Origin of the sequence: Paraburkholderia kirstenboschensis (assembly GCF_904848585.1) — a bacterium.
GTDB classification, from domain to species: domain Bacteria; phylum Pseudomonadota; class Gammaproteobacteria; order Burkholderiales; family Burkholderiaceae; genus Paraburkholderia; species Paraburkholderia kirstenboschensis.
This window is the reverse complement of the sequence record NZ_CAJHCR010000009.1, coordinates 117,902-137,324: the sequence shown is the minus strand read 5'-3', so window position 1 is coordinate 137,324 and position 19,423 is coordinate 117,902. Positions and strand designations below refer to the sequence as shown.

The window sequence follows — 19,423 nt, the reverse complement described above, 5'->3', positions numbered from 1 at the left end:
GCGTTTTGCACGCCGCGCAGGTTAAACAGCTTTCTGGAGGTTTTATATGAGCGACACAGAACGTCCCACGCCGCCGTTCAAAGGACAGCAGCAGGATCAGACGCCGGGCCGCACCGCGGAGATGAACCCGCAACCCGATCACGGCGAGAAATCGTATAAGGGCTCGGGACGCCTCGCAGGGAAGGCCGCCATCATCACTGGCGGCGACAGTGGCATTGGCCGCGCGGTCGCCATCGCATTCGCGCGTGAAGGCGCGGACGTATTGATCTCCTATCTGAACGAAGACGACGATGCACGCGAGACCGCGCGCTGGGTCGAAGAGGCGGGCCGCAAGGCGGTGCTGGTGCCTGGCGACATCGCGAATCCGGCGCATTGCAACGCAATTGTCGACAAGGCGATCGAGTCGTTCGGCCGGCTCGACGTGCTAGTGAACAACGCGGCATACCAGATGACATACCCGTCGCTCGACGAAATCACCGATGAGGAATGGGACAAGACGTTTGATACCAACATCGGCGCGATGTTCCGGATCACGCGCGCTGCAGTCAGGCACATGAAGCCGGGCGCCGCGATTGTCAACACCACGTCGATCAACGCGGACCATCCGAATCCCGGCCTGATCGCGTACGCGACGACCAAGGGCGCGATTCAGAACTTCACGGGCGGGCTTGCGCAACTGCTGGCTGAAAAGGGCATTCGCGCGAATTGCGTGGCGCCTGGACCGATCTGGACGCCGCTGATTCCTTCGACCATGCCGCCTGAAAAAGTCGAAAAATTCGGCCTGCAAGTGCCGATGAAACGACCAGGACAACCCGCCGAAGTCGCGCCGGCGTTCGTGATGCTGGCATCCGACGAAGCGAGTTACATCTCGGGCGCAACGATCGCCGTTACGGGTGGCGCGCCGATTATTTAGGCATATTGATCGAATGCCGAGGGGCCGCTGTTTGCGTGACGAAGCGCAATCAGCGGTTTCAAAGGTCGCGCTTCATATCCCGGTCGACGCAACGCTGCGGTACCAGTGCGGATCGATGCGATCTCCTCCTGCCGGGCACGGCGCTTGCGCGCGTTATGGGTTCGTCTTGCGCTCGCTGTACGTATCCATCGTCAGGAGAAACCCCTCATGAATTTACCCACAGCGGAAACGCTGCTGGACGTCGCGCCGAGCGACGTCCAGCGCGTGCCGGTGAGCTTCGAGATCAACGGAAAAAAGCACCCGTTCGAAGTGGAAGCCTGGACCTCGCTGCTCGACTTGCTGCGCGAGCATTGCCATTTGAGCGGTACGAAGAAGGGCTGCGATCACGGGCAATGCGGCGCGTGCACCGCCATTGTGAATGGCCAGCGTATCAACACATGTCTAGCACTGGCAGTGGTCCACGACGGCGCGTCGATCACGACGATCGAAGGGCTCGCGAACGGCGAAGAACTGCATCCGGTTCAACAGGCGTTCATCGATCATGATGCATTCCAGTGCGGCTACTGCACGCCGGGACAGATCTGCTCCGCCGTGGCGATGCTGCAGGAGGGCCATGCGAAAACCGCGGACGACGTGCGCGAATTGATGAGCGGCAACCTGTGCCGCTGCGGCGCGTACGCCAACATCGTCGCCGCGATTCTCGACGCAGGCGAGCTTGAGGCTAAGCACCAGGGAGCGCGGCCATGAACCGCTTCTCGTACACGCGCGCGAGCGAAGTGCCGCAAGCCATCGAACAGCATCGTGCAAATGCAGCCGCTGCGTTTATCGCGGGCGGTACCAATCTGGTGGATCTGTGGCGCGAGAACGTCGCGCATCCGCAGGTCCTGGTCGACATCAACCGTTTGCCGCTCAAACAGATCGAGGCGACCGCGGCGGGCGGACTGAAGATCGGCGCTCTCGTGACCAACAGCGCGGCCGCTTACGACCCAGCCATTGCCGCGCGCTATCCTTTGCTGTCCAAGGCGATTCTCGCGGGCGCTTCGCCGCAGATTCGCAATGTGGCGAGCGTGGGCGGCAATCTGCTGCAGCGCACTCGTTGTGTCTACTTCTACGATGCGGGCACGCGCTGCAACAAGCGCGAACCCGGCACCGGCTGTCCGGCAATGGAAGGCGTGAATCGGATGCACGCGATCCTCGGCGCAAGCGAACACTGCATTGCCGTGCATCCGTCCGATATGTGTGTGGCATTGGCCGCGCTCGATGCAACGGTTCATCTATCCGGGCCCGACGGAGCGCGCGTATTGCCGTTCGCCGACTTTCACCGCTTGCCGGGCGACACGCCGCACATCGACACCAACATTCGCGACGACGAACTGATCACCGCGGTCGAATTGCCGAAGCAGGGCTTCGCGGAGCATCACGCGTACGTGAAGGTGCGCGACAGGGCCTCCTATGCGTTTGCGCTTGTCTCCGTCGCGCTGGGACTGGAACTCGACGGCGACGTGATCGTGAATGCGCATTGCGCGCTCGGCGGCGTTGCGCACAAGCCGTGGCGCAATACGGACGCTGAAGCGTCGCTGCAAGGCAAGACACTGAGCGCGGAGACAGTACGAGACTTCGCCACGGACCTGCTGCGCGACGCACGAGGCCGCCGGGGCAATGCGTTCAAGGTCGAATTGACGGCGCGCGCAATCGAGCGCGCATTCCTAGGCGCGAGACAACGTTCGTTCGAGGAGTCCGGGCTATGAACCGTATCGAGACTTTGCCTGCTCTGCGCGCGAGCGGCGTGCCGCACAAGCGCGTCGACGGCAGGCTGAAGGTGACCGGCGCCGCCCAGTACGCGGCCGACTTCACCGCCAATCGGCTCACGTATGGCTTCGTCGTGTCGAGCACGATTGCGGCTGGGCGCATCGTGTCGATCGATTCGTCGGCCGCGCTTGCGCTGCCGGGCGTGCTGCATGTGCTGACGTATCAGAATCGCCCTGAATTGCCTCGCGAGGACAAACCCTACAAGGACATGGTGGCGCCCGGCGGCAGTCCGCTCAGGCCGCTGTGGGACGACCGTGTGTGGTACAGCGGCCAGCCCGTCGCACTCGTGCTCGCCGAATCGCTCGAACTCGCGCGACATGCGGCCTCGCTCGTGGACGTGCGCTATGAGTCGGCGCCGCATCGAACGGCTATGGGCGAGGTGCTCATGGAGGCCGTGCCGCCGTCGACGGACAAGGGCGGCTTCGACACGCCGCCCGCGCCGCGCGGCGACGCCGATGCTGCGTTGGCCAGCGCCGTGGCGCGTGTCGATGCGTTCTACAGCACGCCGGCGGAATATCACAACCCGATGGAAATGCATGGCTGCACGGTCGTGCCCGACGAGCATGGCCACCTGACCGTGTATGAAAAGACGCAGGGCGTCGTCAACACGAAGTCGTATCTGACGGCCGTGTTCGGCTTGAGCGACGAGCAGGTGCAGGTGGTGTCGCCGTTTGTCGGCGGTGCGTTTGGCTCGGGCCTGCGGCCGCAGTATCACCTTGCACTCGCTGTCATGGCGGCGCTCGAATTGAAGCGCCCGGTTCGAGTGACGTTGACGCGCCAGCAAATGTTCACGTTTGCGCATCGGCCGCAGTCGATTCAGCGCGTGGCGTTGGGCGCCGACGCCGACGGCAGGCTGCAGGCGGTGATTCACGAAGCCGTCTCCGAGACGTCCCAGTACGAGGACTACTGCGACGTGGTGGTGAACTGGGCCGGCCAGCTATATCAATGCGATAACGTGACGCTCGGCTACAAGGTCGTGAGGCTCGACGTGCCGACGCCCGCCGACATGCGCGCGCCGGGCGCCGCGCAAGGCCTTTTCCCGCTGGAAGCGGCAATGGACGAACTGGCCGAGGCGTTGCAGATGGACCCGCTCGAACTGCGCCTCATCAACTACGCCGAACGCGATGCGAACAAAAATCTGCCGTTCTCCAGCAAGGCGCTGCGCGAATGCTATCGCGAAGGCGCGGCTCGCTTCGGCTGGGAGAAGCGGCCGCTCGCGCCGCGCGCGCGGCGCGAGGGCACTGAGCTGATTGGCTGGGGCATGGCGACGGGCGTATGGGACGCGATGCAGAATGAAGCGTCGGCGCGCGCGGTGCTCACGCGCGACGGCCAGGTGACTGTGTCGAGCTCGACCGCGGATATCGGTACCGGCACCTACACCGCGATGACGCAGATCGCGGCCGACGCGCTCGGTGTGCCGCTTCACGACGTAGTGTTCGAACTGGGTGATACGCGCTTGCCGAAGGCGCCGCTCGAAGGCGGATCGTGGACGGTGTCGTCGGTGGGAAGCGCGGTCGATGTCGCGTGCAAGCGGCTTCACAATCGGCTCGTCGAACTCGCGCGGGAATATGGCGGCGCGAGTTTTGCGAGTGCCGCGCGCGAGGACATCAGGCGCGCGGGCAAGCAGATCGTGTGCGGATCGGGCACCGAAGACGCAATCGCGATCGACACGCTATTGGAGCGCGCCGGCCTCGAATCGCTCGAAGAGCAAGCCACCGTGAAGCCGCATGAAAAGCAGCAGGCGTATTCGATGGGCACGCATTCGGCGGTTTTTGTCGAAGCGCGCGTGGATGAGGCGCTGGGCACTGTGCGCGTGACTCGGGTGGTGAGTGCGGTGGCCGCGGGTCACATCGTCAATCCGAAGACCGCGGCGAACCAGGTGGCGGGCGGCGTGGTGTGGGGCATCAGCATGGCGCTGCACGAGGAAGGACAGTTCGATCACGACATGGGCCGGCAGATGAACCACAACCTCGCCGACTATCACGTGCCGGTCAACGCGGATATTCATGACATCGACGTGCTGTTCGTCGAGGAGCACGACGATATCGTCAATCCGCTCGGCGTGAAGGGCGTAGGTGAAATCGGCGTGCTCGGCGTGGCGGCGGCAGTGAGCAACGCGATCTGGCATGCAACCGGCAAACGCGTGCGGGAATTGCCGATTACGTTGGACAAGCTGTTCGTGTGAATGTCGGTTGTCGCGCGGAGTCGAAGCGGCAAGGAGCGCTAACAAGCGAAGAAACGCGGAGCGGGGCTCATTAGCCGCGCTCCGCTTCGCTCATTGTGCTGCGGTTCAACATTCGCACTCGGCGTATTCGCACAGCGCGAACCAACCGAAACACCCAAACATCGAAACACAGCATTAGTCGGCGTATTTGAATTCCGGCAGCGCTTCCAACGATTTTTTGGTCGCCTCCGGCAGAACCACGCGACGGTTGGTGATCTGCAGATCGTTGAACGGAACCGCCACGAGATGCTTGCCGATGCCGAGAAAACCGCCCACCGACAGAATTGCGTAGGTGCCGCGGTCGCCGCCTGGCGAGACGATCAGATCGTCGACCGTTCCAATGGTGTCCTTGTTCTTGTTGAAGACGTCGGCCCCGGCGAGCTTCGACGCGCGATAGCCGCTCGCGAGCTGAACCACGTCGGTGCGCCTTTCGGTGATGGATTGCGGAGCGCCTTGCGCATAAGCGTTGCCATGCGACGCGAGTATGCCGACGAGCAGTGCGGCTGCAAGCAGCGGTCTGGCTTGCGTGCTTCCCATGATGATTTCTCCTTGTTATGTGTGGCGCCGTTCGCGGCGCATCCAGTAGCTTTCAAGCCCGTTACCGCAAATTGCGTGCCGCGTCGGCCCAAGGGCGCAAGGCCCGGGCCCGGGGATTGCTATAGGAGCGGGCCTGCTATTCATATCGCCTACACCGGAACCGCGCGCAAGCGCTTTTGCTTCTCACAGGAATCTCTATGTCATCCCCGCCCAGTTACTCCACGCGCATCGCGGAAGGCACGCCTTTTCCGCTCGGCGCGACATGGAATGGAAACGGTGTGAACTTCGCGCTGTTTTCGGCGCACGCGACCAAAGTCGAGCTATGTCTATTCGATGAAACCGGTCAGCATGAAATCGAACGCATTGAACTGCCCGAATACACCGACGAGGTCTGGCACGTGTTCGTGCCGAATCTGAAACCGGGCGCCGTGTACGGCTATCGCGTGCATGGTCCGTATGAACCCGAGAAGGGCCACCGCTTCAATCCGAACAAGCTGCTGCTCGACCCTTATGCGAAGGCGCACATCGGCGACCTGAAATGGGCGCCTGAAATTTTCGGCTATACGCTGGGTTCGGAAGAGGGGGACCTGTCGTTCGACGAGCGCGACAGCGCGCCCTTCGTGCCGAAGTGCAAGGTCGTGGACGCCACGTTCTCATGGTCGCACCCGGAGCGCAATCCGCTGCCGTGGGACCGCGTGATCTTCTACGAAACGCATGTTCGCGGCTTCACGAAGCGTCATCCGGAAGTGCCCGAGGAATTGCGCGGCACCTTCGCGGGGCTCGGACAGAAAGCGGTGATCGACTACATCAAGAGCCTCGGCGTGACGTCCGTCGAACTGATGCCGATCCAAACATTCGTCAACGACAGCTATCTGCTTGAGAAGGGCCTCACCAACTACTGGGGCTACAACACCATCGGCTTTTTTGCGGCCGACCCGCGTTTCTTCGCTTCGTCGACGGATTCCGTCAGCGAGTTCAAGGGAATGGTGGACAGCTTTCACAACGCGAACCTCGAAGTCATTCTCGACGTGGTGTACAACCACACCGCCGAAGGCAACGAACGCGGGCCGACGCTCTCGTTCAAGGGCATCGACAACGCGTCGTACTACCGTCTGATGCCGGACGAGCCGCGCTATTACATCAACGATACGGGCACCGGGAACACGCTGAATCTGTCGCATCCTCGCGTACTGCAAATGGTGACCGACAGCCTGCGTTACTGGGTGACGGAAATGAAGGTCGACGGTTTTCGCTTCGACCTCGCGACGATTCTCGGCCGCGAGCCGCACGGCTTCGACGAGGGCGGCGGCTTTCTCGACAGTTGCCGGCAAGACCCTGTTCTCTCCAGCGTGCGGCTCGTCGCCGAGCCGTGGGATTGCGGTCCCGGCGGCTACCAGGTGGGTGGCTTTCCGCCTGGCTGGGCCGAATGGAACGACCGCTTTCGCGACACGGTGCGCGCCTACTGGAAGGGCGACGAAGGCATGGTTGCCGATCTCGCCGCGCGGCTGACCGGCTCAGGGGACAAGTTCAACCATCGCGGCCGGCGCCCGTGGGCCAGCGTGAACTTCATCGCCGCTCACGACGGCTTTACGTTGAACGACCTGGTCTCGTACAACGACAAGCACAACGAGGCGAACGGCGAAGACAACAAGGACGGGCACTCGGACAACAAGTCGTGGAATATGGGCGTCGAAGGTCCAACCGACGACGTCGAGATTCGTCAGCAACGTGAGCGTCAAAAGCGCAATCTGCTGGCAACGTTGCTGCTTTCGCAAGGCACGCCGATGGTTCTCGCGGGCGACGAGTTCGGCCGCACGCAGAAGGGCAACAACAACGCGTATTGCCAGGACAACGAGATCAGCTGGGTGGACTGGGAAGGTATCGACGACGACGGCCGCGCGCTGACCGAGTTCGTGAGAAACCTCACGACGCTGCGTCACCGCTTGCCGGTGCTGCGTCGCAGCCGCTTTCTCACCGGCGAGTACAACGAGGCGCTCGACGTGACCGACGCGCGTTGGCTGTCGCCCGACGGCACCGATCTCACGCCTGAGCAATGGGCCGATCCGCTGATGCGCTGCTTCGGTCTCGTGATCGACGGCCGCGCGCAGGCGAGCGGCATTCGCCGTCCCGCGTCGGACGCGACCTTGTTGCTCGTGCTGAACGCGCATCACGACGTCGTCAACTTCACATTGCCCGACGTGGCCGACGGCGAACGCTGGACTTGCCTGCTCGACACGAACATGCCGGTGCGCGCCGAACTGCCTCAGTTCAGCGCCGGCGACGACTATCAGGTGACGGCGCGCTCGTTACTGCTATTCGCGCTGGAGGCTCCGAGTCGCGCGACGCAACGCGTGTTCGACCGGCTGGAAGAGCAGCTCACCTCCGATGAAAGCGAAGCCCCGCCTGCCTCCTGATCGGGAATAGCACTTGCTATTTGCCTGAAGGCCGCGCGTATTCACTCAGTGATTGCGCGCGGCCTTCGCCATGTCGGCATCCGCTTGACCTTTACTGTAGGTGACCAAATGGAACAGGAGCAGGCCTCTCAGGAGGAACAGATTCGCATGCGCGCTTATTACCTGTGGGAGCAGGCGTCGGAGCCGAAAGGCACGCCCGACGAATACTGGGAACAGGCCCGCAGCGAGATCGAAAAGGAAGCGCCGCCAGTGGAAAGCGGGCCGATTGCAGAAGAGCCGAAGAAATAAGCACATGCCAGGGAGCACTACAACAGATAGCGGCAAGCGGTACGCATCGCCATGAAGGACTTCCCCGATCCGTCGCGCGGCAGTCCTCCCACGCGCATCGACGCTCCGCCTGCCGCGTTCGGTCTCGATGCGCTGATTGCGTTGGGCGTTGGCGCGGGTCTCGTGGCGTGCCTGTACTTCGCGCGAGCGGTGCTGATCCCGGTGACGCTCGCAATTTTGTTGAGCTTTCTTGTCGCGCCGCTTGTGAAGTCGCTTGGCCGTTTGAAGCTCGGTCATGTCGCGTCGGTGTTCGCCGCTGTGGTGATCTCGGTCTCGGTGATCGGCGTGCTCGGCGCGGTGATCGCGATGCAACTGACAGAATTGGCGGCGGGTATGCCGCGCTATCAGGCGACTATCGAGCAAAAGATGGAAGCCGCGCATACGCTGACCGTGGGCAAGCTCGATCGTTTCGCCAAAGCCGCGGGCCAGGCGCTGCAACGCGCCACCGTGGAACCGACACAGCCCGCGCCGCGTCATGATGCGTCTTCTTCCGATGGCCGCGCCGCCGCCGTTCCCGTCGAAGTGCGCGAGCCGGTGCCGACGCCGCTGGAACTCGCGCGCCGCGTGTTGTCGCCGGCGATCAGTCCGCTGGAGACGGCGTTCATCGTGTTCGTCGTGATGGTCGTGATCCTCCTGCAACGCGACGATCTTCGCGACCGCGCGATCCGGCTGTTCGGCTCGCGCGACCTGCATCGCACCACCACGGTAATGGACGAGGCCGCGCGGCGCCTGAGCCGCTACTTCGTTTCGCAGCTTGGATTGAATGCAGGGCTCGGCGTCGTAATCGGCGCGGGGCTTTTCTTTATCGGCGTGCCGAGTCCGATTCTGTGGGGCATCCTCGCGGCGTTGCTGCGGCTCGTGCCGTATGTCGGCATCTGGATCGCAGGCGGGCTTGCCACCGCGCTTGCCGCCGCGGTGAGTCCCGGGTGGGACATGGCGATCTGGTGCATAGCGCTTTTCGTAACGGTCGAACTGCTGCTGGGCCAGGTAGTGGAGCCGCTGCTCTATGGACGCAGCACCGGGCTCTCGCCGTTTTCGGTTGTCGTGGCGGCGATCTTCTGGAGCTGGATCTGGGGGCCAATCGGGCTGATTCTGTCGACGCCTTTGACGCTCTGCCTGCTCGTGCTCGGCCGGCATATCAGGCGTCTGGAATTTCTCGATGTAATGCTGGGCGATCAGCCCGCGCTCACGCCCGTCGAAAATTTTTATCAACGTGCGCTCGCAGGCGATCCCGACGAAGCGATCGCGCAAGCGGAGTTGCTGCTGCGCGAGCGTTCGCTGTCGGCGTACTACGACGAGGTGACGATCCCGGGCCTGCAACTCGCCGCCAACGATGTCGTGCGCGGCAGCGTCACGGCGGCGCAGCTCGCTCGCATCGAATCCACGACCAACGATCTGGTCGACGGACTCGACAGTTATCCGGACGAGCAGCCGCTGCGGCTCCTGGCGGAAGACGCTGGCGCCGATATTGGCCCGGTGGCGCCGTCGCGCATCGCGCCGGCGGCAGCGGCGGGCATGCATGCGTTGTTTGCGAATCATGTTTCGCGCGGTGCCGCGCAAGGGCCGCGCGACGATAGCGCGGAACAAGCCGCCGAAGATGCGCTGGAGCGGGCGCAAGACCCGCCGCGCGTCGCGAATCAGCGCGTCTTGTGCATTCCCGGACGGGGCCCGCTCGATCCTCTGGCGACGACCATTCTGTTACAGCTGCTTGGCAAGCACGGCTTCACAGCACGCTCGCTGCCACATGAGGCCGCTTCACGCGCCATGATCGAGCAATTGAATGCCGACGACGTGGGCGTCGTCTGCATCGTCTATTTGCGGATCGACGGCATTCCCTCGCATTTGCGCTACATGGTGCGGCGCATTCGCACGCGCTTGCCGAAGGCGTCGATTGTCGTTGGACTGTGGGCGCGCGAGGATATCGAGAAGTGGAGCGTCGATCTGCAAAACGCAATGGGCGCGGAATGCTATGTCACTTCGTTGCAGGAGATGCTGGCCGCCTGCCGCATGTGCACCAGCACGACAAGCGGCGAATCACTCGCGGTGGCCAACGCCTAAAAAGCGCTGGAAAAGCAGGAAAAAAACGCCCGGCGCTTGCGCGTCGGGCGTTGTTCGTTGCAGCAGTGCTTATTCGCCGGTGGCGCCGCCTTCTGAGGACTTGCCTTCGTCGTCGGTCACGATTTTCGTTGTGCCGCCGGTAGAGGGCGGGTCGCTCGCCGGAAACGTGTCTTCGATTTCCTTGTCGATCTGCTTCTCGGTCTTGTCGGCGTTCGGATGTTGTTCCTTGGGTTCTGCCATGACGTTTCTCCTTTGGCTGATAAATGTGGTGGGCGGACGGCCACGCTGTTCGCGCGGCCTACTTGGGGTGCTTTTTACATCGGCATGTAGAGTTGCATGAAAGGTGAGCGCTCCATGAGTTACACATCGGCATGCGTCAGGCTTCCCCGCACGACTCGCGCCCGACAATCCGCAATGCGTCGGCACGCGTGAGCGGACCTTGGCGCATGGCGTCGATCAGGTGCGCGGTCTGCGCGTCGCGTTCACACGCAAGCACGGCTTGAACCTCGTCGTCCTTCACGTATAGCGCAGCGAACTCGTAACTATCGAGATCGCCGTCGACCACCAGTTCGTCCCAGTCGCCTGCATGGCCGAGATATTCAAACGTCTTGCCGAAGTGATAGGTCCAGAAAAACGGCACGCCGTTATAGCGGTTGCGTGCGCCGCACATGTTTTGCGCGGCGATGCGCGCGTGCTGTTGCGCAACCCGCCAATGTTCGATTCGCAGCGGCTCCTCGTTCTCACGCAGCGGAAAGACCGCGATGTCGCCAGCGGCGTAGAGACCGGGCGCGGCCTGCATGCCTGCATTCACGATCACGCCACCGTCTTTTTGCAGCGGCAGTCCTTCGATAAAGCCGGTCGCGGGGGCAACGCCCGTGCCTAACAGCACGACGTCGGCGGCGATATGCTCGCCGCTTTCCAGCATCACTTCATGCACGCTGCCTTCTTCGCCTTCGAGCGAAGCGACTTTCGCTTCCAGATGAAACCGCACGCCATTGCTTTCGTGCAGCGCGCGGAACATTGCGCCCACGCGTTCACCGAACTGCTTCGCGAAAGGCACCTTGTCCGGCGAAATAACGGTGACTTCGACGCCTCGTTTGCGCAGCGCGGCGGCGGTTTCGAGTCCGATGAAACTGCCGCCGAGAATCGCTACCTGCCTGGAGTTGGTGGCGGCGGCAGAGGCGGCGTCGATTGCGAGTTCGTCGGTCGGCCCGTCGCCAAGCGCTTCGACGATTGCCGCGGCGTCGTCGAGATTGCGCAGCACATACACGCCGCCAAGCTCGCAGCCTGGAATAGAAGGGACTTTCGGCACGCTGCCGGTGGCGAGCAACGCGGTGTCGTAAGTCAATGCGCCACCGGGTTCCAGATGAACGGTGCGCTTGGGAACATCGAGGCGCACTACCTTCGCGACAATCCGCTCCACGCCGTGCTGCTCGAACCAGTCGTGAGCGAGAAGCGGCGGCACATCGGCGGGGGCCATTTTCGCGGAAGGGACAAACTTGCTGAGCGACGTGCGGTCGTACGGCGCGTGCGGTTCGTCGCCGATCAGCGTGATACGCCCGCTAAAGCCGGACTCACGTAGCGCAGCGCAAGCTGCGGCGCCGGCCGCGCCCGCGCCGATCACCGCGAAGTGCGGCTCCTGTGTGCGGGCAAGCTCTGTTTCGTTCGGCAGTTTGTCCGGCGTGACCAGCACGTCATCGCCGTCGACGATCACCGCGTAACGGTCGAGCGGCACGAGCGGCGGCGGCTCCAGCACCTGGCCTGTGACCGCGTCGAACGTGCCCTTATGCCAGGGACAAACGATCCGGCCGCGGCACAGCGCGCCTTGCTCGAGCGGTCCGCCCGCGTGTGGACAGTCGGCGGAATACGCGCGCACGGTGTCGCCGTCGCGGACCAACAGGATCTTTTCGTCGTCCACGACGACGCGTTGTGCCCGGTCCTCGCGTAACTGCGAAAGCTGGGCGACGTGTCGTGCAGTCGTGGGCATGCGGGTTCCTCGAGGCGTTGCCAGATGCGGCTCCGGGCGGTAGGATCGCGCGCCGAGGCCGCAAGGGCGGAAAGAGAAAAAGCCTGAAGCTATCTCGAACAGCAATCGCCGTGCCCGAAGCGGCCCGTAGGCGGGGGCATGCAAAAACATTCTCGTTTCTTCACGTCTCGCTATGTGAATGGCCGAAAAGTACGCTAGATTCCTTTTACGGAAATAGCGCACGATCACGAGGCACGATACGTGCGATGAATTACGTGACTTCTCATGACTTTTGTGGAGATGTTGGCCGTGCAGCGTGCGGAGCGAGTTGCAGTTGATGTCCCTATGCCGTCGCGCAATTTTGCGGCGACGCGGCGTGTGCTACTCGTCGTGCTTGCCGTTTCGATTCTCTTTCCCCTTGCATGCCTCGCGGGCTACGGCTATTTCGATTACCAGCGGCGCATAGCCGATTCGAACGACATAATCGACCGGCTTGTACGCGTAACCGAGGAGCAGGCCGTCAAGGTGCTCGACCTGAATCAGCAGATGGCTTCGCGCATCGTCGAGCTGGTCGGCAACGAAGACGATACGCAGCTTCGCGCGCGTGACGCGCAGTTGCACAAGAGCCTGCGCGAAATCGGCGGGGACTTTCCGCAAGTGGCGTCCATCAACCTGATAGGTGTGAACGGCGATCTGCTCGTGTCGAGCCGCGCGTATCCCGCAACCGGTATCTCGATCGGTCACCGCGAAGACTTCGTCTCCGCGCGAGCGATGCGCCCGCATCCATACATTTCGTTGCCGATGTTCGGCCCGCTATCGCAAACGGACGTGTTCAACACGACCATTGCGCGCACCGATAACGACGGCAATTTCCTCGGCGTCGTGTCGGTCGCGTTGCGCAACGAGTACTTCTCGCGCTTTTATCGCGAGCTGATCAATGGCGACTCGTCGCTCGCGTTGGCCCTTTATCGCCAGGACGGCAATCTGCTGGTGCGCTATCCGCCGTCGCCGGCAGGAGTGGCGGATAGTGCGTCCGACGCGTTTACCGCCGCGTTGCGTGACAAACAGTTGTCCGGCCACGTACGTGTCAAATCAGCGGAAGACGGCAATGAGCGGCTCGTCGCGTTTCGCCGGGTCGGCGACTATCCGCTGTATGTGTCGAGCGCCTATGCAACAGGCGCGATCGTCGACGCGTGGCGTGAGCACTTCCTCGTGATCGCCGCGTTGACCGCGGTGCCGTGTGTCGCGATCTGGTTCCTCGTGCTTTACTCGCTGCGTCAACTCGACGGCGAGCGCGTCGCATGGGAACGCTGGCAGGGCGAAGTTGCGATGCGGCTTTCGGCGGAAGCTTCGGGCCGGCAATTGCAGCGCATGGGCGCGCTCGGCAATCTGGTCGCCAACGTCGCGCACGACTTCAACAATCTGTTGATGGTCGTCTCCGCGAATATCGAGCTTGCCCGTCTGAAGCGGTTCAACAACCTCGAAAAGGAAATGACGGCGGTACAGCGCGCCACCGCCACGGCCGAATCGCTGACGCGGCGGCTGTTGAGCGTCGCAAAGAAGCAGCCGCTGAAACAGGAGCCGATCCACCTGAAGAAGTGGCTGCCGGGCGCGGCGCCGCTCATCGAAGCGGCGCTCGGCGATCAGATCGAACTGGCGCAGAGCATCGTCGACGATGTATGGGATGTGCTCGCGGATCCGACCGACCTCGAACTTGCGATCATGAACCTCGCGGTGAATGCACGCGACGCGATGCCGCGCGGCGGACGCTTCGTGATTCGTTGCCAGAACAACCGGCTGGTCGGCAGCGATACCTTGCTGCCCGATGGCGAATACGTGCTGATCGCATGTTCCGACGACGGCGAGGGCATGCCCGAATCAGTCGCGCGGCGCGCGTTCGAGGCGCTCTTCACGACCAAGCTCAGCGGCTCGGGTGCGGGCCTCGGCTTGGCGCAGGTTCTGTCGATGTGCGAACAGGCGGGCGGCACCGCGAAGATCGACAGCGTGCCCGGCAGCGGCACGACGGTGCGGATGTATCTGCCGCGCTATCGAGAACGCCGTCAGACGCGCATCGTGAACGAAGAAGTGGTGGAGCAGCCAGCACTGAGGCACGCGGGCATGGTGCTCCTCGTGGAAGACAACGAAGACGTCGCGGCGGGCGTCGCGGCCGTGCTGGAAACCTTCGGCTGCGCAGTGCGTCACGAGCCCACCGCCGATCAGGCGTTGGACGTACTCACCGGCGGCGAGCGCTTCGAACTCGTGCTGTCGGACATCCAGATGCCGGGCAAGCTGAACGGCATCGACCTTGCCGAAAGAGTGCGCAGCGCATGGCCCTCGCAGAAGATCGCTTTGATGACGGGCTACGCGGACGAACTTGAACGCGCACGCCGCCTCGGCGTGGCGATACTGGCGAAGCCGTTCAACATCGAGGAACTGCACGCGCTCGTGGCTTGCGAACCGTAATGCGTTGCAATCTTGAGGCACACCCCTTGCTGAACTCCTGACGAGGCAAGCGCACCTGGCACGCCTGCGTGCGCGATCCGCTTCTATCTCGCTTCCATTCCGACAGGAGAACAGTCATGAAGATCAAGAAGGCACTGCTTATTTCCACACTGCTCACGGCTTCCTCGCTTGCCATGGCACAGGGCGCGGGCGGCTCGGGTGGCGGGGCGGGCGGCGGCCCGGCCGGCAACGACCCGAGCGCGACCGGCGGCGCGAACACCTCCACGCGCGAGGGTGGCGACGCCACATCGGGCGCAATGTCGCATTCGAAGGCGAAGAAGCACTCGTCGAAGTCGAAGACCATGAAGCCCGCAAACGACACCACCAACATGCCGGGTGCGAACGCAAGTAGCGACACGAAGGGCCAATAACCCGACGTGTCTTGAGTGAGGGCCTGCGGCGCGAATGCGCTACGGGCGCCTCACGAATCGCCTGCTTACCGACGCGGCGTGGCTGACTAGCTCTTTTCCTGCGCCGCGTCGTACTTGCCGAGCGCCGCGGCGCTGTTCAGACGCGCGCGTTTCAGAAGCGCCTGCTGCGCTTCGTCGACGTTACTCGCCGCGCCTTTCCAGGCTTGCAACGGCGGCTCCTGCAACGCACGTCCATACGAGAAGCTCAGATTCCATGGCAGCGGCCCGAGGCGATTCATTGCGTCGAGGTTCGCGGTCGCTTCCTCGGGCGATTGCCCGCCGGATAAAAACACAATGCCCGGTACGGCCGAGGGCACGGTGCGTTTCAGAATTCGTACCGTGTAAGCGGCGATATCCGCAGTGGACGATTGCCGCGCGCTCTCCGAACCGGCAAGCACCATGCTCGGCTTCAACAGCATGTGTTCGAGCACCACGCGATGCCGTTGCAGCGCGACGAACACCTCGTGCAAGACCGCCTCGGTCACTCCGGCGCTGCGCTCGATCGTGTGGTCGCCGTCCATCAGCACTTCCGGTTCGACGATCGGCACGATGCCCGCTTCCTGCGCGATCGCGGCGTAGCGCGCGAGCGAGTCGGCATTCGCTTCTATCGCGAGACGGCTCGGCAGGTTGGCCGCGATGTTGTAGACCGCGCGCCACTTTGCAAAGCGCGCGCCTTGCTGTTTGTAATCGACGAAGCGGCGCGCAAGGCCGTCGAGGCCTTCGGTGATTTCATCGCCCGGAGCATGAGCAAGCGCAACCTTGCCGAGGTCCACCTTGATGCCCGGCACAATCCCGTTCTTCGCTGCGACTTCTGGGAACGGCGTGCCGTTGTCCGCTTTCTGGCCGAGCGTTTCTTCGTAGAGGATCACGCCGCTCACAAATTCGCCGAGGCCCGGCGTGGTGAGCAGCAGATTGCGATACGCACGGCGGTTTTCCTCGGTGGAGTCGAGGCCGATCGTCTTGAAGCGTTTGGCGATGGTGGGGCCGCTTTCGTCGGCGGCGAGCAGGCCCTTGCCGGGCTGAACCATTGCGTCGACGGTGGCTTGCAGTTCGCTACGGGTGTCCATGAGATGTGCTCCCTTTGTTCCGGTTGCGGAAGAAAACTGCGGCCGCGGCGCATTGGCGGCCGCTGCACTACCTGCTTTATTCGCCGATAAGATGCAGCACGATGTCGCGATGCTGCGTATGACGCCGATGCTCGAACAGATACAGGCCTTGCCATGTGCCGAGCACCATCTGCCCATGCTCGACCGGTACGCTCAATTGCACTTGCGTCAACGCGGTGCGCAAATGCGCGGGCATGTCGTCGGGCCCTTCGGCGTCGTGCTCGTAGCGTTGCTTGTCTTCGGGTGCGAGGTTCGCGAAGTAGCGCTCGAGATCTCGCTGAACCGACGGGTCGGCATTTTCCTGAATCAGCAATGACGCCGACGTATGACGGCAAAAGAGAGTCAGCAGTCCGGTGTGGATGTCCTGCGCCGCGACGAAGCGGCGCGCTTCGTCGGTGAATTCGACGAGTCCGCGAGAGGGCGCCTTGACGCTCAGATGGTGGATGGCCTGTCGCATGATGGAAGCGCTCGACTCCGGTTCAGAGCGACGCGAATGCGTCGGCGATCTGTTCCACGCTTCCAGGGCGAACGACGCGCGCCACTTCCGCGCCGTCGCGCATGAAAATCAGCGTGGGCCAGAGCTTGACCTTGAACGAGCGGCCTAACGGCCGGCCGGGACCGTCCTCGATCTTCAGGTGCCTGACACCGGCATGCGCTTCAAAAGCCTTTGCAATCGACGGCTGCGCACCCTGACAGTAGCCACACCAGTCCGTGCCGAATTCGATGACGGTGGCGCCTGGCAGCGCGTCGATATCGGCTCTTGAAGGTGCTTTGATCGAATAGGGTGTCCGGATTGCCATGCATGCTCCGCTGCGGGTTCAGATATGCGCTCTGGGGTTGGAAACGCGGGTTGGAAAGGCGCGCCCGCTGCCGCGGACACGCGCCGCACTCTGGTTTGATAAGAGTACCAGCTATTGGTTCGGGAGTTGGCGGGGCGGGCATTCGACATGAAAGTACACGCTGGGCGCGCGCTCGAAAAGCGAGGCTAGGTCGTGTTATGAGCCGGCGCGGGCGCCTGCGGGAGTAGATATTGCTAGCACCTGAGCCTCGAATACCACGCATATGGCCGGTCAGACGAAGCGCCAACGTGTGGACGCGCAGGTTCAACCGTCATGGAGGCATGTCATGCCATCAGCATTGATCGTCAAGTGGTCCGTCGGACTCCCTGCAAGGCTACGCCGCGGCGTGAAGTGCGCGATGCTCGCATGCTCGCTCGCGCCGCGCTGCCAGGCTACGGCGCCGATGTGACTTCTGCGCCTTCGGCCGCGTCGCAGGAGATGCCGGCTGCGGTCCCCGCCGCGCGCGCCGCCAACGCGCCCGACGACACTTTCCTGCTCACGATCTTTTTGCGCCACGACGAATCCAGGCCGCTGCCGAAGATCAACGAGCAATTGCGCGCACAGGGTTTCTTCAAGGCTTTCCCGCCGCCCGGCATCGAAGTGGTGTCGTGGTACGTGATGATGGGCATCGGTCAGGTGGTCACACTGCGTGTGCCCGCGAGCCGGTTGCGCGAGGTCAATCGCGCGATTGAGACAACCGCGTGGGGCGGCTATCGCACCGAGTTCTATCCGACGTATGACTACAAAGCACTCGCGCAGCAGATGCGCGCGAACGACGGCAAGTAGCGTGCTTGGCCGGTCCGGTACGCTCGCTATCCGGCATATCGCCCGCCGCCATGAATTTGGGATGCATCCCCGCGCCTTTACGCGCCCTCACGCGCGGCCGATAATGCCCCGTCATTCCCGCCACGAAGCCTGCCGCGCGCGCCGCGCCTTGCAGGCTTGCTTGCTCTGAGCCCACAGCCGCCCGTGTTGAAAACCTCACGTTTTTTTGGCCTGCTGCACATCCCCGGCTTCAAGCCGCTCGCCGCCGCCACGCTGATGCTGGGCGTCGCCATGTCGTTCACCGCTCCGTATCTGTCGCTCTTCGGTGTCGAGCGCGCCGGCATGACGCCGTTCCGGCTCGGCGTGTTCATGACGCTGATTGCGGCAAGCGGCGTGCTTGCGAGCACCTTCGCCGGCCGCTGGAGCGACGCGAGCGGCCGGCATCGGCCTCTGCTGCTGGCGGCGCTGGTACTCGCCGCACTCGGCTACCTGAGTTTATGTGTGGTGCGCGATTACCGGCTGTTGCTCGTCGTCGGCATCGTCTTCATAGGCGCCGGCGGTTCGGCCATCTCGATGATTTTCTCGTTCAGCCGCGCCGCGCTGCCCGTACCCGACGCGGCCGAGCGCGTGTTTGCGAGCGCGACGCTGCGCACGATCCTCTCGGCGGCGTGGGTGTTCGGGCCGTCGGTGGGCGCGCTGGTGCTGGCGGCAACGAGTTTCTACGGGCTCTTTCTGTTCGCCGCGGCGAGCTTCGCCGCGTGCGCCGCCATTGTCTGGCGCATGCGCGAGCCGCAAGGGCATCTCGGCGATCACACGGTTGAGGACACGGCCTCCGAGCCGTCGGCGTCGATCACGGTACCGCCGCTGATCGAGCCGGGCGAAGACGCGCACGAGGACTTGCCGGGCGTTGCATCGGCGAACGATATCGGCCGCGCGGTCGCGGCGCTGGCCTTGCTCGGGCTCGCCGCGAACGCCACGATGATCGTCTTGCCGCTTTACATCGTGCATGGTCTGAACGGCACGCATCTGGACGTGTCGGTGATGCTCGGCCTCGGCGCATTGACCGAAATTCCGATGATGCTCGCGCTCGGCGCGAAGTCTTCCAGCTTGCACAAGCCGAACTGGCTGGCTGCATGCGCGGCGGTTCACGCTATGTATTTCGTCGCAATGTCGCTCGCCGGAAACGTGCATGTGCTGATCCCGATGCAGATTCTCAACGCGTTCGTGGTGGCCGTGACTTCGTGCCTCGGCATGACCTACGTGCAGGATCTGATGCCGCATTCGCCGGGGCGCGCCACGGCGCTTTTCTTCAACGCGGCGCGGGTCGGCTCGATTCTGTCGGGCGTGTTGTCCGGTTTGCTGGTGCAGGCTTTCAGCTATCGAGGAACCTTCCTTTTCTGCGGCTTGCTGGCGCTGTGCGCGCTCGTGCTGTTTGCCGTGCCCGGCTATCGCTATCCGCTCATGTGGCGGGCGGTGCGGCGTTTCGCTCGTACGCAATACGGCAAGCTTCAATCGGGGCGCTCGCTGCGCGGCGGTCGCGAGCCCTGATCTGC

General features: G+C 63.3%; 17 protein-coding genes. 11 read left to right on the top strand and 6 right to left on the bottom strand.

Annotation, left to right across the window (positions count from 1 at the left end):
* The first annotated feature begins 46 nt into the window (after positions 1-46).
* From JMY24_RS22550 to JMY24_RS22535, 4 genes are all read left to right on the top strand, one after another.
* A complete protein-coding gene (locus JMY24_RS22550; protein ID WP_128596878.1) occupies positions 47-913 on the top strand; it encodes an SDR family oxidoreductase in 867 nt (288 codons plus the stop codon).
* Between the two features lie 207 nt (positions 914-1,120).
* Positions 1,121-1,660, top strand: a complete 540-nt coding sequence (locus JMY24_RS22545) for a (2Fe-2S)-binding protein (protein ID WP_201702947.1) — start codon at positions 1,121-1,123, stop codon at positions 1,658-1,660.
* Positions 1,657-2,661, top strand: a complete 1,005-nt coding sequence (locus tag JMY24_RS22540) for an FAD binding domain-containing protein (protein ID WP_128596877.1) — start codon at positions 1,657-1,659, stop codon at positions 2,659-2,661. Before JMY24_RS22545 ends, JMY24_RS22540 begins: the two co-directional genes overlap by 4 nt.
* Positions 2,658-4,907, top strand: coding sequence for a xanthine dehydrogenase family protein molybdopterin-binding subunit (locus JMY24_RS22535; protein WP_201702946.1), 2,250 nt, complete (start codon positions 2,658-2,660; stop codon positions 4,905-4,907). The genes JMY24_RS22540 and JMY24_RS22535 overlap by 4 nt, the downstream gene beginning before the upstream one ends.
* A 174-nt stretch (positions 4,908-5,081) precedes the next feature.
* Here the strand turns inward: JMY24_RS22535 and JMY24_RS22530 are convergent, their stop codons facing one another.
* Complete coding sequence (locus JMY24_RS22530; RefSeq protein ID WP_128591655.1) at positions 5,082-5,483, bottom strand: PRC-barrel domain-containing protein; 402 nt, start codon at positions 5,481-5,483, stop codon at positions 5,082-5,084.
* A gap of 197 nt (positions 5,484-5,680) precedes the next feature.
* On the opposite strand from JMY24_RS22530, the gene glgX reads away from it, so the two are divergent.
* The 3 genes from glgX (at position 5,681) to JMY24_RS22515 (ending at position 10,282) form a co-directional block, all read left to right on the top strand.
* Entirely contained in the window at positions 5,681-7,897 is a 2,217-nt protein-coding gene (gene glgX / locus JMY24_RS22525) for a glycogen debranching protein GlgX (RefSeq protein WP_128596875.1), read from the top strand.
* A gap of 108 nt (positions 7,898-8,005) precedes the next feature.
* A complete protein-coding gene (locus tag JMY24_RS22520; RefSeq protein ID WP_128591973.1) occupies positions 8,006-8,185 on the top strand; it encodes a DUF2934 domain-containing protein in 180 nt (59 codons plus the stop codon).
* A 51-nt stretch (positions 8,186-8,236) separates the two neighbouring features.
* The gene (locus JMY24_RS22515) at positions 8,237-10,282 is read left to right on the top strand and encodes an AI-2E family transporter (RefSeq protein WP_201702945.1); all 2,046 of its coding nucleotides are present in this window, start codon (positions 8,237-8,239) and stop codon (positions 10,280-10,282) included.
* Between the two features lie 69 nt (positions 10,283-10,351).
* On the opposite strand, the gene JMY24_RS22510 is transcribed toward JMY24_RS22515, so the two are convergent.
* The gene (locus tag JMY24_RS22510) at positions 10,352-10,522 is read right to left on the bottom strand and encodes a hypothetical protein (RefSeq protein WP_164853727.1); all 171 of its coding nucleotides are present in this window, start codon (positions 10,520-10,522) and stop codon (positions 10,352-10,354) included.
* A 136-nt stretch (positions 10,523-10,658) separates the two neighbouring features.
* Complete coding sequence (locus JMY24_RS22505) at positions 10,659-12,269, bottom strand: FAD-dependent oxidoreductase (protein WP_201702944.1); 1,611 nt, start codon at positions 12,267-12,269, stop codon at positions 10,659-10,661.
* Between the two features lie 288 nt (positions 12,270-12,557).
* Here JMY24_RS22505 and JMY24_RS22500 point away from each other — a divergent pair, with 288 nt between their 5' ends.
* Both JMY24_RS22500 and JMY24_RS22495 read left to right on the top strand, forming a co-directional pair.
* Positions 12,558-14,711 (top strand): hybrid sensor histidine kinase/response regulator, encoded by a 2,154-nt coding sequence (locus JMY24_RS22500; protein WP_128596876.1) that lies wholly within the window; start codon positions 12,558-12,560, stop codon positions 14,709-14,711.
* A gap of 116 nt (positions 14,712-14,827) precedes the next feature.
* Complete coding sequence (locus tag JMY24_RS22495; protein WP_201702943.1) at positions 14,828-15,121, top strand: hypothetical protein; 294 nt, start codon at positions 14,828-14,830, stop codon at positions 15,119-15,121.
* 86 nt (positions 15,122-15,207) lie between these two features.
* On the opposite strand, the gene JMY24_RS22490 is transcribed toward JMY24_RS22495, so the two are convergent.
* From JMY24_RS22490 to JMY24_RS22480, 3 genes are all read right to left on the bottom strand, one after another.
* Entirely contained in the window at positions 15,208-16,227 is a 1,020-nt protein-coding gene (locus JMY24_RS22490; protein WP_128596874.1) for a class I fructose-bisphosphate aldolase, read from the bottom strand.
* Between the two features lie 76 nt (positions 16,228-16,303).
* Positions 16,304-16,723, bottom strand: a complete 420-nt coding sequence (locus JMY24_RS22485) for a secondary thiamine-phosphate synthase enzyme YjbQ (RefSeq protein WP_128592399.1) — start codon at positions 16,721-16,723, stop codon at positions 16,304-16,306.
* Between the two features lie 22 nt (positions 16,724-16,745).
* The gene (locus JMY24_RS22480) at positions 16,746-17,066 is read right to left on the bottom strand and encodes a thioredoxin family protein (protein ID WP_128596873.1); all 321 of its coding nucleotides are present in this window, start codon (positions 17,064-17,066) and stop codon (positions 16,746-16,748) included.
* A gap of 405 nt (positions 17,067-17,471) precedes the next feature.
* Here JMY24_RS22480 and JMY24_RS22475 point away from each other — a divergent pair, with 405 nt between their 5' ends.
* A complete protein-coding gene (locus JMY24_RS22475; RefSeq protein WP_236597478.1) occupies positions 17,472-17,891 on the top strand; it encodes a hypothetical protein in 420 nt (139 codons plus the stop codon).
* Positions 17,892-18,074: 183 nt separating this feature from the next.
* The gene (locus tag JMY24_RS22470) at positions 18,075-19,418 is read left to right on the top strand and encodes a sugar efflux transporter (protein ID WP_201702942.1); all 1,344 of its coding nucleotides are present in this window, start codon (positions 18,075-18,077) and stop codon (positions 19,416-19,418) included.
* The last annotated feature ends 5 nt before the right edge of the window (positions 19,419-19,423 follow it).

Excerpts from the sequence above, each read along its gene's own strand:
- JMY24_RS22550 (WP_128596878.1), top strand. The coding sequence starts at position 47 with ATGAGCGACACAGAACGTCCCACGCCGCCGTTCAAAGGACAGCAGCAG.
- JMY24_RS22545 (WP_201702947.1), top strand. The coding sequence starts at position 1,121 with ATGAATTTACCCACAGCGGAAACGCTGCTGGACGTCGCGCCGAGCGAC.
- JMY24_RS22540 (WP_128596877.1), top strand. The coding sequence starts at position 1,657 with ATGAACCGCTTCTCGTACACGCGCGCGAGCGAAGTGCCGCAAGCCATC.
- JMY24_RS22535 (WP_201702946.1), top strand. The coding sequence starts at position 2,658 with ATGAACCGTATCGAGACTTTGCCTGCTCTGCGCGCGAGCGGCGTGCCG.
- JMY24_RS22530 (WP_128591655.1), bottom strand. The coding sequence starts at position 5,483 with ATGGGAAGCACGCAAGCCAGACCGCTGCTTGCAGCCGCACTGCTCGTC.
- glgX (WP_128596875.1), top strand. The coding sequence starts at position 5,681 with ATGTCATCCCCGCCCAGTTACTCCACGCGCATCGCGGAAGGCACGCCT.
- JMY24_RS22520 (WP_128591973.1), top strand. The coding sequence starts at position 8,006 with ATGGAACAGGAGCAGGCCTCTCAGGAGGAACAGATTCGCATGCGCGCT.
- JMY24_RS22515 (WP_201702945.1), top strand. The coding sequence starts at position 8,237 with ATGAAGGACTTCCCCGATCCGTCGCGCGGCAGTCCTCCCACGCGCATC.
- JMY24_RS22510 (WP_164853727.1), bottom strand. The coding sequence starts at position 10,522 with ATGGCAGAACCCAAGGAACAACATCCGAACGCCGACAAGACCGAGAAG.
- JMY24_RS22505 (WP_201702944.1), bottom strand. The coding sequence starts at position 12,269 with ATGCCCACGACTGCACGACACGTCGCCCAGCTTTCGCAGTTACGCGAG.
- JMY24_RS22495 (WP_201702943.1), top strand. The coding sequence starts at position 14,828 with ATGAAGATCAAGAAGGCACTGCTTATTTCCACACTGCTCACGGCTTCC.
- JMY24_RS22490 (WP_128596874.1), bottom strand. The coding sequence starts at position 16,227 with ATGGACACCCGTAGCGAACTGCAAGCCACCGTCGACGCAATGGTTCAG.
- JMY24_RS22485 (WP_128592399.1), bottom strand. The coding sequence starts at position 16,723 with ATGCGACAGGCCATCCACCATCTGAGCGTCAAGGCGCCCTCTCGCGGA.
- JMY24_RS22480 (WP_128596873.1), bottom strand. The coding sequence starts at position 17,066 with ATGGCAATCCGGACACCCTATTCGATCAAAGCACCTTCAAGAGCCGAT.
- JMY24_RS22475 (WP_236597478.1), top strand. The coding sequence starts at position 17,472 with ATGCTCGCTCGCGCCGCGCTGCCAGGCTACGGCGCCGATGTGACTTCT.